The sequence below is a fragment of the Pseudomonas aylmerensis genome (assembly GCF_001702265.1).
Taxonomy (GTDB): domain Bacteria; phylum Pseudomonadota; class Gammaproteobacteria; order Pseudomonadales; family Pseudomonadaceae; genus Aquipseudomonas; species Aquipseudomonas aylmerensis.
This window is the reverse complement of record NZ_MAUE01000012.1, coordinates 512,111-524,774: the sequence shown is the minus strand read 5'-3', so window position 1 is coordinate 524,774 and position 12,664 is coordinate 512,111. Positions and strand designations below refer to the sequence as shown.

12 protein-coding genes are annotated in these 12,664 nt (G+C 61.1%); 7 read left to right on the top strand and 5 right to left on the bottom strand.

The genetic code is table 11. The features are described from left to right. Positions 1-9: 9 nt before the first annotated feature. From BBG20_RS10645 to BBG20_RS10625, 5 genes are read left to right on the top strand one after another with little or no spacing between them, the layout of a single operon-like run. On the top strand, positions 10-1,041 hold the full coding sequence (locus BBG20_RS10645) for a DUF5924 family protein (RefSeq protein ID WP_065902848.1): 1,032 nt from the start codon (positions 10-12) through the stop codon (positions 1,039-1,041). Between the two features lie 54 nt (positions 1,042-1,095). Then, positions 1,096-2,244 (top strand): ABC transporter permease, encoded by a 1,149-nt coding sequence (locus BBG20_RS10640; RefSeq protein ID WP_065902846.1) that lies wholly within the window; start codon positions 1,096-1,098, stop codon positions 2,242-2,244. Further along, positions 2,241-3,044 carry an ABC transporter ATP-binding protein gene (locus BBG20_RS10635; protein WP_065902844.1) on the top strand — a complete coding sequence of 268 codons (804 nt, stop codon included), beginning with the start codon at positions 2,241-2,243 and terminating at the stop codon, positions 3,042-3,044. Before BBG20_RS10640 ends, BBG20_RS10635 begins: the two co-directional genes overlap by 4 nt. 1 nt (position 3,045) lies before the next feature. Next, positions 3,046-3,984, top strand: coding sequence for an MlaD family protein (locus BBG20_RS10630; RefSeq protein WP_065902843.1), 939 nt, complete (start codon positions 3,046-3,048; stop codon positions 3,982-3,984). Beyond that, positions 3,981-4,592 carry an ABC-type transport auxiliary lipoprotein family protein gene (locus BBG20_RS10625; RefSeq protein WP_065902842.1) on the top strand — a complete coding sequence of 204 codons (612 nt, stop codon included), beginning with the start codon at positions 3,981-3,983 and terminating at the stop codon, positions 4,590-4,592. The genes BBG20_RS10630 and BBG20_RS10625 overlap by 4 nt, the downstream gene beginning before the upstream one ends. An 80-nt stretch (positions 4,593-4,672) precedes the next feature. Here BBG20_RS10625 and BBG20_RS10620 read toward each other — a convergent pair whose 3' ends face one another. The 5 genes from BBG20_RS10620 to BBG20_RS10600 form a co-directional block, all read right to left on the bottom strand. Beyond that, positions 4,673-5,902, bottom strand: coding sequence for a nucleoside recognition domain-containing protein (locus BBG20_RS10620; RefSeq protein ID WP_065902841.1), 1,230 nt, complete (start codon positions 5,900-5,902; stop codon positions 4,673-4,675). A gap of 95 nt (positions 5,903-5,997) precedes the next feature. Beyond that, entirely contained in the window at positions 5,998-7,329 is a 1,332-nt protein-coding gene (gltP, locus tag BBG20_RS10615) for a glutamate/aspartate:proton symporter GltP (RefSeq protein ID WP_065902840.1), read from the bottom strand. Positions 7,330-8,056: 727 nt separating this feature from the next. Next, entirely contained in the window at positions 8,057-8,521 is a 465-nt protein-coding gene (locus BBG20_RS10610; protein WP_065902839.1) for an inhibitor of vertebrate lysozyme family protein, read from the bottom strand. A 2-nt stretch (positions 8,522-8,523) separates the two neighbouring features. Next, complete coding sequence (locus BBG20_RS10605) at positions 8,524-8,688, bottom strand: DUF1328 domain-containing protein (protein WP_003170804.1); 165 nt, start codon at positions 8,686-8,688, stop codon at positions 8,524-8,526. Positions 8,689-8,769: 81 nt separating this feature from the next. Further along, the gene (locus BBG20_RS10600; RefSeq protein WP_065902836.1) at positions 8,770-9,054 is read right to left on the bottom strand and encodes a hypothetical protein; all 285 of its coding nucleotides are present in this window, start codon (positions 9,052-9,054) and stop codon (positions 8,770-8,772) included. A gap of 377 nt (positions 9,055-9,431) precedes the next feature. Here BBG20_RS10600 and algB point away from each other — a divergent pair, with 377 nt between their 5' ends. Together algB and BBG20_RS10590 are read left to right on the top strand one after the other, a co-directional pair. Next, the gene (gene algB, locus BBG20_RS10595) at positions 9,432-10,778 is read left to right on the top strand and encodes a sigma-54-dependent response regulator transcription factor AlgB (RefSeq protein WP_064053131.1); all 1,347 of its coding nucleotides are present in this window, start codon (positions 9,432-9,434) and stop codon (positions 10,776-10,778) included. Between the two features lie 7 nt (positions 10,779-10,785). Continuing rightward, a complete protein-coding gene (locus BBG20_RS10590) occupies positions 10,786-12,573 on the top strand; it encodes a KinB sensor domain-containing domain (RefSeq protein ID WP_065902832.1) in 1,788 nt (595 codons plus the stop codon). Positions 12,574-12,664: the final 91 nt, after the last annotated feature.

Below are 12,664 nucleotides of genomic sequence, written 5' to 3'. Positions count from 1 at the left end.
AACTGCCGAATGCCAAACCTGACCCGTCTTATCCAGCGCGTCCTCGAACTGATGAAGCGCTACCCAGGGGTGATTGCACTCGGCGGGTTTATCTCGGGTGTGTGCAGCTTCATCCTGGTGGATCGCCAGCAGGGCATGGCCAGCTGGATCGCAGTGATCATGCTGGTGAGCTGGCTGTGGCTGATGCTCGAAAACAGCTTTACCCAGCTGTTCACCAAAGTCTTCAAGCGCGAAATCCCCGAACCCTTGCTGCGCTACGCGACACAGATGATCCACCAGGAAAGTCTGTTTTTTGTGCTGCCGTTCTTTTTCGTCACCACCGCCTGGAACAGCGGGCAGTCGGTGTTCACTGGCCTGCTCGGCGCTGCAGCGCTGGTGTCGATCACCGACCCGCTCTACTACAAGTGGCTGGCGCCCAAGCGCTCGCTGTTCCTGGCGTTGCACACCCTGACCCTGTTCGCCGCGCTGCTCACCGCGCTGCCGATCATCCTGCACCTGACCACCGCCGAAAGTTACAAGCTCGCCCTCGGCGTGGCCATGGCGTTGTCGATTCCAAGCCTGGCGGTAAGCCTGCCGCTGCGCAGCCTCAAGGGCTGGGCGATGCTGCTGGGGGTCACCGCCGCTATCGGCTGCGCCGGTTGGTTCCTGCGCAGTTGGGTGCCGCCGGCCACCCTGTGGATGACCGAAGTGGCCATCAGCACACAATTGCAAGACCGCACGCCGGGTGACGATCTCAAAGAAGTCACTGCCGCCCAGCTGCGCAGCGGCGGGCTGTACGCCTACACGGCGATCAATGCGCCGCGCGGGCTGGATGAGCGCATCTACCATGTGTGGAAATTCAATGGCAAAGAAGTCGACCGCATCGCCCTGGATATCCACGGCGGGCGCAAGGAAGGCTATCGCGCCTGGACCCATAAGCAGAATTTCCCGGCTGACGCGGTAGGCCGCTGGCAAGTGCAGGTGCTGACCGAGGACGGGCAAGTGATCGGCGTCCTGCGCTTCAAAGTGGCGGACGCAGCACAAACGGACAACCCAAAGTAGGCCGGTTCGTGCTATTACGTAGCAATTGTGGATAGCCAGACAAGCTCGGAGCTTATGACCAGCAGCACAACGGCCGGCGCCGCCCATCTCGATACGTCTACCGCCCCTCCGTTACTCAGGATTACGGGGGACTGGACGCTTGCCCACTACGCCAGCCTGAAAAAGCTTTCCGACAAACTCGACGGCCAATACGACGCCGGCGCGCGCATTGACCTCAACGGCCTCGGCGCCCTGGATACTGCCGGTGCCTCGCTGCTGGTGGAGCTGCTGGGGCCCGACCGCATCGAGCAATCCGCCGAGCAGACCGACTGCAGCCTCAGCGCTGCCGACCGCGCACTGCTCAAGACCGTCTACCGCTCCCTCAATGACTTTTGTGTGCCAGACAAAGCCCCGGAAGAAACCGCCGGCATCCAGGTGCTGGCGCGTATCGGGCGCGCGGTGGACACGGTCTGGCAGGACAGCAAGAAACTGCTGGGCTTCATCGGCCTGATCCTCGAAACCTTCGCTCGCGGCATCTTCCGGCCCAAGCGCTGGCGCCTGACGCCGATGGTTGCGCACCTCGAACAGGTCGGCCTCGACGCCGCCCCCATCGTCGCCTTGCTCACCTTTCTGGTCGGCGCCGTGGTGGCGTTCCTTGGGGCCACGGTCCTCAAGAGTTTTGGCGCGACGATTTTCACCGTGGACCTGGTGGCGTTCTCGTTCCTGCGCGAATTCGGCGTGCTGCTCACCGCGATCCTGATTGCCGGCCGCACCGCCAGTGCCTTTACCGCACAAATCGGCTCGATGAAGGCCAACGAGGAAATCGATGCGATCCGCACCCTCGGCCTCGACCCAATGGAGCTGCTGGTGTTGCCACGGGTACTGGCGCTGCTGGTGGCGCTGCCGATGCTCACGTTCCTGGCAATGCTCTCGGGCATCGTCGGCGGCGGCGTGGTGTGCGCGGTGGCCCTGGATATTTCGCCGGCGATGTTCCTCTCGCTGCTGCAATCGGACATTGGCGTGCAGCACTTCCTGGTGGGTATGGTCAAGGCGCCGATCTTCGCCTTCCTGATTGCCGCCATCGGTTGCCTGGAAGGCTTCAAGGTCAGCGGCAGCGCCGAATCGGTCGGCGCCCACACCACCTCCAGCGTGGTGCAATCGATCTTTGTGGTGATCGTGCTGGATGCGGTCGCCGCGCTGTTCTTCATGGAGATGGGCTGGTGAGTCGTCTACACCGTGCGCCCGCCGAGGCGGTGATTGAGGTGCGTGGCCTGTGCAATCGCTTTGGCAAACAGAGCGTGCACGAGAACCTCGACCTGGATTTGTACAAGGGCGAGATCCTCGCGGTGGTCGGCGGCTCCGGCAGCGGCAAGTCGGTGCTCTTGCGCAGCATCGTCGGCCTGCGGCGCCCCAGCGCGGGCGAGGTGCGGGTATTCGGCAAGAACCTGCCGAGCTTGTCGGAACACGAGCGCTCGCAGGTGGAACGGCGCTTCGGTGTGCTGTTCCAGAAGGGCGCGCTGTTTTCCTCGCTGACCGTGACCGAGAACGTCGCGCTGCCGTTGATCGAACACGCCGGCCTCAGCCGTGCCGACGCCGAGCACCTGGCTGCCGTCAAGCTGGCCCTGGCCGGGCTGCCGCTGTCGGCGGCCGACAAATACCCGGCGTCGCTGTCCGGCGGCATGATCAAGCGCGCCGCCCTGGCCCGCGCGCTGGCGCTGGACCCGGACATCCTGTTTCTCGACGAACCCACCGCCGGCCTCGATCCGATCGGCGCGGCGCAATTCGACCAACTGATCCTGACCCTGCGCGATGCGCTGGGCCTGAGCGTGTTCCTGGTCACCCATGACCTCGACACGCTTTACACCATCACCGACCGCGTGGCGGTGCTGGCGCAGAAGAAAGTGCTGGTGGCCGATGCCATCGATGTCGTCTCGGAAACGGACGACGCCTGGATTCACGAATACTTCCACGGCCCCCGGGGCCGCGCGGCATTGGATGCCGCTCAACCGCTCAACGAGGTATGACATGGAAACCCGAGCCCATCATGTGATGATCGGTCTGTTCAGCGTGATCGTGGTGGTCGGCGCGATGCTGTTCGGCCTGTGGCTGGCCAAGTCCAGCGTCGATACGGCCTTCCAGGATTACGAAGTGATCTTCAACGAGGCGGTCAGCGGCCTGTCCCAGGGCAGTTCGGTGCAATACAGCGGAATCAAGGTCGGCGATGTGATCAGCCTGCGCCTGGACCCCAACGACCCGCGCCGGGTGCTGGCGCGCATCCGCCTGGCCGGCCAGACGCCGATCAAGGAAGACACGCAGGCCAAGCTCGCCCTGACCGGCATCACCGGTACCTCGATCATCCAGCTCAGCGGGGGCACGCCACAAAGCCCGGAACTCAAGGGCAAGGACGGCAACCTGCCGGAGATTATCGCTTCGCCCTCGCCGATTGCCCGCCTGCTGAATAACAGCAACGACCTGATGACCAGCATCAACCTGCTGCTGCACAACGCCAACCACATGTTCTCGCGGGAAAACGTCGAACGCCTGAGCAACACCCTGGACAATCTGCAGCAAACCACCGGCGCCATCGCCGACCAGCGCGGCGATATCAAGGTGGTGATGCAGCAACTGATGCAGGTGAGCAAGCAGGCCAGCGCCGCGCTCGAGCAAACCACCACGCTGATGCGCAACGCCAACGGCCTGCTCAACGACCAAGGCAAACAGGCCTTCGGCAGCGCCGAGCAGGCGATGAAATCCCTGGAGCAAAGCACCGCGACCATCAACACCTTGCTGACCAACAACAAGGACTCGGTGAACAGCGGCATGCAGGGCCTCAACGAACTGGCGCCGGCCGTGCGCGAACTGCGTGAGACCCTCGGCTCGCTGCGTGCCATCTCTCGCCGCCTGGAAGCCAACCCCAGCGGCTACCTGCTGGGCAGCGACAAGAACAAGGAGTTCACGCCATGAAGCGTGCTTACCAACTGATCATTCCCGTGGCCCTGGCGCTGGTCAGCGCATGCTCGATATTGCCCAAGGCCGACCCTTCGGACGTGTACCGCCTGGCCTCGAGCCAGACCGCGAGCCAGGGCACTCCGGTGAGCTGGTCGCTGCGCGTGAACAAGCCGCAGACCAGCGAATTCCTCGACAGCCCACGCATTGCCGTGGTGCCCAATGGCGACCTGATCAGCAGCTACGCCAACTCACGCTGGAGCGATCCGTCGCCGGTGCTGCTGCGCAATCGCTTCATGGATGGTTTCCAGCGCGATGGCCGAGTGACGCTGCTGAGTACCGACGACACCAACTTGCAGTCCGACTATGAGTTGGGCGGGCAATTGCTGGCGTTCCAGAGTGAATATCGCGGCAGTGCGGTGGAGGTGGTGATACGCCTCGACGCACGCCTGGTACGCGGCAGTGACCAGCGCATTATTGCCAGCCGCCGCTTTGAGATTCACCAGCCGGTAAGCGACACCAAGGTGTCGGCGGTGGTGGCCGGGTTTGGGCAAGCGGGGGATCAGTTGAACAAGCAGGTGGTGGATTGGGTGGTGCAGCAGGGCAATGCAGCTCCTAAACGCTGAGAGCCTCTTCGCGGGCAAGCCCGCTCCCACATTTGAACGGTGAATACATTCTGAGTGGGAGCCGGCCTGCAATAGCGGTATTAGCCAAAGAACCAGTAGCACACCGCAATCGCCGCCACCACGCCGGCCAACTCCGCCAGCAACGCACACCCCACCGCATGCCGCGCGCGCTGGATGCCGACCGAGCCGAAGTACACCGCCAGCACATAGAAGGTGGTCTCGGTACTGCCCTGAATCGTCGCCGCCACCAACGCCGGGAAGCTGTCCACGCCCTGTGTCTGCATGGTCTCGATCAGCATCGCCCGAGCGGCGCTGCCTGAGAACGGCTTGACCATCGCCGTCGGCAACGCGTCGACAAAGCGTGTGTCCATCCCGGTCCAGGCGACCAGATGGCGAATGCCTTCCAGGCCGAAATCCAACGCCCCGGAAGCACGCAGCACGCCCACGGCGCACAGCATCGCCACCAAATACGGCAGCAGGTTCTTGGCGACGTCGAAGCCTTCTTTGGCACCTTCGACAAACGCCTCGTACACCTTGACCTTGCGCAACGCGCCAATCACCAGGAACAGCATGATCAGGCCGAACAACGTGAGGTTACCGAGGATCGACGACAACCCCGCCAACGCGGTGGCAGACAATGTCGCCAGCAATGCCATGAAACCGCCCAGCACCAGCGCGCCCGGAATCAGGTACGCCAGCACCACCGGGTCCCACAGCCGCAGCCGCTGCATCACCGCCACCGACAGCAGGCCCACCAGGGTCGACGCGCTGGTCGCCAGCAGGATCGGCAGGAACACCAGCGTCGGGTCCGCGGCGCCTTGCTGGGCGCGGTACATGAAGATCGTCACCGGCAACAGCGTCAGCGAGGACGCGTTGAGCACCAGGAACAGGATCTGCGCGTTGCTCGCGGTGTTTGGGATGGGATTGAGTTCCTGCAGCGCCTTCATGGCCTTGAGGCCGATAGGCGTCGCAGCGTTGTCCAGGCCCAGGCCATTGGCGGCGAAGTTGAGCGTGATCAGGCCGATGGCAGGGTGACCGGCGGGCACCTCCGGCATCAGGCGACGAAACAGTGGGCCGAGGGCCTTGGCCAGCCAGTCGACGATCCCGGCTTTTTCGGCGATGCGCAGAAAGCCCAGCCACAACGTGAGCGTGCCAAACAGCAGCACCATCACTTCCACCGACAATTTGGCCATGGCGAAAATACTTTCCACCATCGCTGCAAAAATCCCGGCGTTACCGCCGACCAGCCATTGCACCAGTGCTGACACCATTGCCACGACAAAGAAGCCAAGCCACAGGCCATTGAGCATCAGTTGAATCCCCCGAAAGATGGGGCGAATGATAGCGGGGCTGGCAGAAACGACAAACCCCGGATTTCCCGGGGTTTGTTCAGATCACGCCTGCATCAGCCGCGGCTGGTCTCGCCGGCCGGCAGCGCCTGCTTGCTGCGCCAGTGCGGCAGGGAGTTCCAGTAGCGCTCGCCCTTGGCGTCGTCGTACATGCCTTCCCAACGCGAGATCACCAGCACGGCCAGCGCGTTGCCGATCACGTTGAGCGCGGTGCGCGCCATGTCCATGATGCGGTCGACACCGGCGATGAACGCCAAGCCTTCCAGCGGAATACCCACGCTGCCCAGAGTGGCCAGCAGCACCACGAAGGACACGCCCGGCACGCCGGCGATGCCTTTGGAAGTGACCATCAGGGTCAGCACCAGCATCAGTTGCTGGCCGATCGACAGGTCGATGCCATACAGCTGGGCGATAAAGATCGCCGCGATGCTCTGGTACAGGGTCGAGCCATCCAGGTTGAACGAGTAGCCGGTCGGTACTACGAAGCTGCAGATAGCCTTCGGCGCGCCGTAGGCTTCCATCTTCTCGATCACCCGTGGCAGCACGGTTTCGGAGCTGGCGGTGGAGTAGGCCAGCACCAGCTCATCCTTGAAGATACGCATCAGCTTGAGGATCGAAAAGCCGAACAGGCGTGCGATCAAGCCCAGCACCGCGAAGGCGAAGAACAGGATGGCCACGTAAACCAGGATCACCAGCTTGGCAAGCGGCAGCAGGGAGGCGAAGCCGAAGTTGGCGACAGTCACCGCGATCAGCGCGAATACACCGATAGGGGCGTATTTCATGATCATGTGGGTGACTTTGAACATGCTCTCGGACACGCCCTGGAACATGGTCACCAGCGGCTCGCGCAGCTCCGGCTTGAGGCTCGACAAACCGAGGCCGAACAGCACGGAGAAGAAGATGATCGGCAGCATTTCGCCACGGGCGACGGCGGCGAAGATGTTCGACGGGATCAGGTTGAGGATGGTCTGGATAAACGCATGCTCATGCTGCACTTCGGCAGCGGTGGCGGTGTACTTGGAGATATCGACGGTGCCCAGGGTACTCATGTCGATACCGGCACCGGGGTGGAACAGGTTGGCCAGCAACAGGCCGACCACGATGGCGATGGTGGTGACCACTTCAAAGTAAAGGATGGTTTTGACACCGATACGCCCGAGCTTTTTCGCGTCACCGACCCCGGCAATGCCGACGATCAGCGAAGAAATCACAATCGGGATCACGATCATCTTGATCAGGCGGATAAAGATATCGCCCGCTGGCTGCAACACATTGCTGATCCACCAGGCCTTTTCAGCACTGAAATGGTTGAGCACTGCACCGATTGCAATCCCCAGCACCAAACCGATGAGGATCTGCCAGGCGAGGCTTAGCTTTGCCTTCTTCATGTCATTACCCTTACTTCAAGTGGACTTAAGGCAAATGCGCCAGCTGGAACGCTCGAGAGCGAAAAAGTGTGTGCATCTGCCTCCATGGAAGGTCACCGCAGCGTGGCCGAAATGGCTTACTGGCAGGCGAAAAAAGGCGCAACTATTCCGATGCAAGGGGGCGACGTCTAATGCCGTAAACGCCTACCCTATGCCGAATCGGCATGGCTTTTTTTCATAATAACTGTCTGATCGGTCAGTTCAAATGCGACATTTTGGCAGGTGAACATGCCGTGAACCGGCCAATTCAGGCTCGCTCAGAGATTCAGGACGACTTTAGGCCATTGGCAAAAATGCCTGGAAATTCATAGGTGTCGTGTCAGAAATGTCCTATAGCGAAGGCAAAACTTTCTCGATAGATGGTCGCTCGCACACACCAAGTAATGGTTAAGTGCAGGCAGAAAGGAAATTCTCGGCTATGAGCGGTATGAGGAGGGAACTAAGCAGCGTAAGCCCGCCGCAAGTTCAGCAAGCTTGAGGACTTGTGAACCTGCGTCGCAGCTTTTCGCCTGACCCGGCCCTTGCGCAGGCACTCCCTGTACCCGTAGGTCACGCCGATCTCGATTGATCAGAGCAACCCGGCCCCCTGGTCATGCCTCACCCGTGGCGAGTGAGGCAGACAGAAAGAAGCGAGGGGCTTCTTTCTATGGACGCTGATCCCGCAGACGACAAGCGCGTCAGACGGAACCTAGTACCAATTCGGATCTTTCTTCAGCTGTTCCATCAGCAGCTTCTGCATGCCTTCATCCGGCTTACCGATAAACCGGTAATCGGCGTGCCGAGTCGGCGACTTGTCCGCCGGCAAGCCGGCAGGGACTTCGACCAACATGGCGTAGGCATCATCCTTGTCGAAGCTGAAGGCAACGATCAGGCGCTTGTTCAGGCATGTGTCTGCGGTTTCACAGAGCGGACCGACCAAGTACTTGTCGCCATCTTCTTCCACGGCATTCATTTGTTCGGCCGTGCCTGAAAGGTTCATCACCCATTCAGGCAGGCGCTCTTCTTTCTTCACCACGCTTTGCCAGGTCTCACGGTATTGCGGGTCCGCGCTGAGCAGTTCGTTGGCCCGGGATTGACCGTCATTGGCGGCCATCGCCAGGCCGCTGCCGCCCAGGAGCAGGGTGGCAGCCATGGCTTTAAAGGAAGTGGTCATGTTCAGCCTCGGCCGCGACGACCAAAGAAGAACGAAGCGATGAACATCACCAGGAAGACGACAAAGAGAATCTTGGCGATACCCGTGGCGGTGCCCGCGATACCACCGAAGCCCAGGACTGCAGCCACAATGGCGATGATCAGAAATGTGATTGCCCAACTCAACATGGTGATTCTCCTTACGCTTCTTTTAGAGGTAACAGCGGTAGTGCGGTACGGACGCTCAAAACGAGCCCCCGACGTTCTTGCCTAGAACACCCAACGCTCTTGGGTTGGCAGCTCGCCCAGGGTTGAATCCTGGTCGGCTACGCGCAATTGCGGGGCTGTCACATCGGCAGTCACGCTACCGACGGATCGAAAATGCGTCTGGGTCATCACCGGACGTTCGAATTGCGGGGTCTGCTGCTGACTCTGCTGCCAATGCTGAAACTGCTGGCCTGCAATCAGCGTGACCATCAAGGCCAGGCTGGCAAACAGACCTTGTTGCAAGCGCAGTGGCGATACACGCAGTTGGTTGAGGCTTTGGCGAGTCATGCTGCATTTCTCCCGCATTCTGATTATTCGTTGGGATAGCTATTGCAGAGCGCATGCCAGCTTTTTTGCAAAATAAAACTCAATAAAATCAATAAGTTAAATATATGCGTTAGGGCAATCGCCTAGCATCCTGCACGATGCCCCCCTGTACGCCGTGCGAAATGCACGATGGTCAGTGGTCGGGTCGAGGGATAGAAAGCAGAGGGAGTGTTGCCGAAGGGGCAAGATGGCATGAAAACGCCATCAGGCAAGGCTTTGTAGGACACCGCGCAGATAGCTGCACGATGCTGCCTATTATCGATCAGAATAGACCATGCAACTTGCCCGATTATTCCGGGACTAAACACCATCATTCATAGTTAAGGAGCGCGGGACAGATGGAATCAGCCAAGGAACTTCAAGGCCGCATTCTTTTAGTGGATGACGAATCCGCGATCCTCCGCACCTTCCGTTATTGCCTGGAAGATGAAGGCTACACCGTGGCCACTGCCAACAGCGCCGCCCAAGCCGACACCTTGATGCAGCGCCAGGTATTCGACCTGTGCTTCCTCGACCTGCGCCTGGGCGAAGACAACGGCCTGGATGTGTTGGCCCAAATGCGCATACAAGCACCGTGGATGCGCGTGGTCATCGTGACCGCCCATTCGGCAGTGGATACCGCCGTGGACGCGATCCAGGCGGGTGCGGCCGATTACCTGGTCAAGCCCTGCAGCCCCGACCAATTGCGCCTGGCCACCGCCAAGCAACTGGAAGTGCGCCAACTCTCTGCACGCCTGGAAGCATTGGAAGGCGCAGTGCGCCAGCCCAAAGACGGCCTCGATTCCCACAGCCCCTCGATGATGGTGGTACTGGAAACCGCGCGCCAGGTGGCCGGCACAGATGCCAACATCCTGATTCTCGGCGAGTCGGGTACCGGTAAAGGCGAGCTGGCCCGGGCCATTCACGGCTGGAGCAAGCGGTCGAAGAAGTCCTGCGTGACCATCAACTGCCCTTCGCTGACGGCAGAGTTGATGGAGAGCGAGCTGTTCGGCCATAGCCGGGGTGCGTTTACCGGTGCCAGTGAAAGCACCTTGGGCCGCGTCAACCAGGCAGACGGCGGCACGCTGTTTCTCGACGAGATCGGCGATTTCCCCCTCACCTTGCAACCCAAGTTGCTGCGTTTTATCCAGGACAAGGAATACGAGCGCGTGGGCGACCCGGTCACCCGCCGTGCTGACGTGCGGATCCTGGCGGCCACCAACCTGAACCTGGAAGACATGGTGCGCGACGGCCGCTTCCGTGAAGACTTGCTCTACCGCCTCAATGTGATCACCTTGCACTTGCCGCCGCTGCGCGAACGCAGCGAGGACATCCTGACCCTGGCCGACCGTTTCCTGGCACGCTTCGTCAAGGAATACGCACGGCCGGCGCGCGGTTTCAGCGATGAAGCGCGTGAGGCGCTGTTGAACTATCGCTGGCCAGGCAATATCCGTGAGCTGCGCAACGTGGTCGAGCGCGCCAGCATTATCTGCCCACAGGAAAAAGTCGAAATCAGCCACCTCGGCATGGCCGAGCAGCCGACCAACAATGCGCCGCGTATCGGCGCGGCACTGAGCCTGGACGAGCTGGAGAAGGCCCACATCGGCGCCGTCCTCGCCACCAGCGACACCTTGGACCAGGCCGCGCGCACCCTGGGTATCGACGCCTCGACCCTGTACCGCAAACGCAAACAGTACAACCTGTGAGCACTCTATGAAGCTAGCGATGAAACTGCGCACTCGTTTGTTCCTGAGTATTTCTGCGCTGATTACCGTCGCCCTGCTGGGTTTGATCCTGGGTCTGGTGAGCGTCATGCAAATGGCCAAGACCCAGGAATCGTTGATTCGCAGCAATTTCATCACCCTGGACCTGGGCCTCAAGCTGCGCCAGAGCCTGGGCGACCAGTTGATCATGATGCTCGAAGAGCCGCCGGACCCGGAGGCCCTGCAAGCCTCCAAACAGCGCTATTTCGACTTGCTGGACCAAGGTATCGCCCATGAACAGCGCGACGGTCACGGGACCGGATTCAGCCAGGCACGAGGCCAGTACCAGGCATTGCTGGAGGCATTTGACCAATCCCAGCAAGCAGAACCACCGCCGGGTACCAAGGAAAAGCTCACCGAAACCTTCAATGTGCTGCGCAACGGGCTGATCAACGAGCACAAGCAAGCGCTGGAAAACATCAGCAACAGCGAGCACAAGTCCCGCGAGCGGGCGCTATTGATCGCAGGTTTACTGGGGCTGGTGGGGCTTGCGGTATTGATCATCGGATTTGTGACCGCGCATGGCATTGCCCGGCGATTTGGCGGGCCGATCGAAGCGCTGGCCAAGGCGGCGGACAAGATCGGGCAGGGCGATTTCGAAGTGACGCTGCCGATCTCATCGGCGGCAGAGATGAACCAGCTGACCCGTCGCTTCGGCATCATGGCCGAAGCCCTGCGCCAGCATCAGGCAACCAACGTCGATGAACTGCTGGCCGGCCAGCAACGCCTGCAAGCCGTGCTCGACAGCATCGACGATGGCCTGCTGATGATCGATCGCCAGGGCCGCCTGGAGCACCTCAACCCCGTCGCCCAGCGCCAATTGGGCTGGGATGAAGAACGCCTCGGCCAAGGTCTGGGTGAAGCACTGGTGCGCCCGGAACTGGATGAACAACTGCAATTGGTGCTGCGCGGCGGCAACCTGGAGCGCGCTCCGGACGACCTGGAAGTGGAAGTCGAAGGCGAGCTGCGCCTGCTGACCTATAGCCTGACGCCCGTCAGCCATACCCAGGGGCATATCCTCGGTGCCGTGATGGTGTTGCATGACGTCACCGAACAACGCGCCTTCGAACGCGTGCGCAGCGAGTTCGTGTTGCGCGCCTCCCATGAGCTGCGCACGCCGGTGACCGGCATGCACATGGCGTTCGGCCTGTTCCGCGAGCGCGCGAAATTTCCGGCGGATTCGCGCGAAGCGGACCTGCTGGATACGGTCAATGAAGAAATGCAGCGCCTGATGCAGCTGATCAACGACTTGCTCAACTTTTCGCGCTACCAGAACGGCCTGCAAAAACTCACACTGGGCGCGTGCGATGTCACCGACTTGCTTGAACATGCGCGTGCGCGCTTCGTCGAACCGGCCAACGCGCAACGCATCGAACTGCTGGTAGAAGCCCAGTCCGACCTGCCGCGCTTGTATGCCGACCAGGCACAACTGGAGCGCGTACTCGACAACCTGCTCGGCAACGCCCTGCGCCACACCGCCGAAGGCGGGCAGATCCGCCTGCAGGCACGTCGCCACGGTGAGCGGGTAATAATCAGTGTCGAGGACAACGGCGAAGGCATCGCCTACGGGCAGCAAGGGCGGATCTTCGAACCGTTCGTACAGGTGGGCCGCAAGAAAGGCGGCGCCGGCCTGGGGTTGGCGCTGTGCAAAGAAATCGTGCAACTGCACGGTGGCCGCATGGGCGTGTACTCGCGGCCAGGGCAGGGCACACAGTTCTACATGGCGTTGCCGCTGTAACCTGGCCGGCCACGGCAAAAAAAGTGGGAGCGGGCTTGCCCGCGAAGGCGGTGGATCAGTCCATGCATTTAATGACTGACACACTGCCTTC

Bases quoted from the DNA above. Each gene is read 5' to 3' on its own strand.
- gltP (WP_065902840.1), bottom strand. From the start codon at position 7,329: ATGAAGAAGGCAAAGCTAAGCCTCGCCTGGCAGATCCTCATCGGTTTG.
- BBG20_RS10625 (WP_065902842.1), top strand. From the start codon at position 3,981: ATGAAGCGTGCTTACCAACTGATCATTCCCGTGGCCCTGGCGCTGGTC.
- BBG20_RS10630 (WP_065902843.1), top strand. From the start codon at position 3,046: ATGGAAACCCGAGCCCATCATGTGATGATCGGTCTGTTCAGCGTGATC.
- BBG20_RS10610 (WP_065902839.1), bottom strand. From the start codon at position 8,521: ATGACCACTTCCTTTAAAGCCATGGCTGCCACCCTGCTCCTGGGCGGC.
- BBG20_RS10645 (WP_065902848.1), top strand. From the start codon at position 10: ATGCCAAACCTGACCCGTCTTATCCAGCGCGTCCTCGAACTGATGAAG.
- BBG20_RS10620 (WP_065902841.1), bottom strand. From the start codon at position 5,902: ATGCTCAATGGCCTGTGGCTTGGCTTCTTTGTCGTGGCAATGGTGTCA.
- BBG20_RS10600 (WP_065902836.1), bottom strand. From the start codon at position 9,054: ATGACTCGCCAAAGCCTCAACCAACTGCGTGTATCGCCACTGCGCTTG.
- BBG20_RS10605 (WP_003170804.1), bottom strand. From the start codon at position 8,688: ATGTTGAGTTGGGCAATCACATTTCTGATCATCGCCATTGTGGCTGCA.
- BBG20_RS10640 (WP_065902846.1), top strand. From the start codon at position 1,096: ATGACCAGCAGCACAACGGCCGGCGCCGCCCATCTCGATACGTCTACC.
- algB (WP_064053131.1), top strand. From the start codon at position 9,432: ATGGAATCAGCCAAGGAACTTCAAGGCCGCATTCTTTTAGTGGATGAC.
- BBG20_RS10590 (WP_065902832.1), top strand. From the start codon at position 10,786: ATGAAGCTAGCGATGAAACTGCGCACTCGTTTGTTCCTGAGTATTTCT.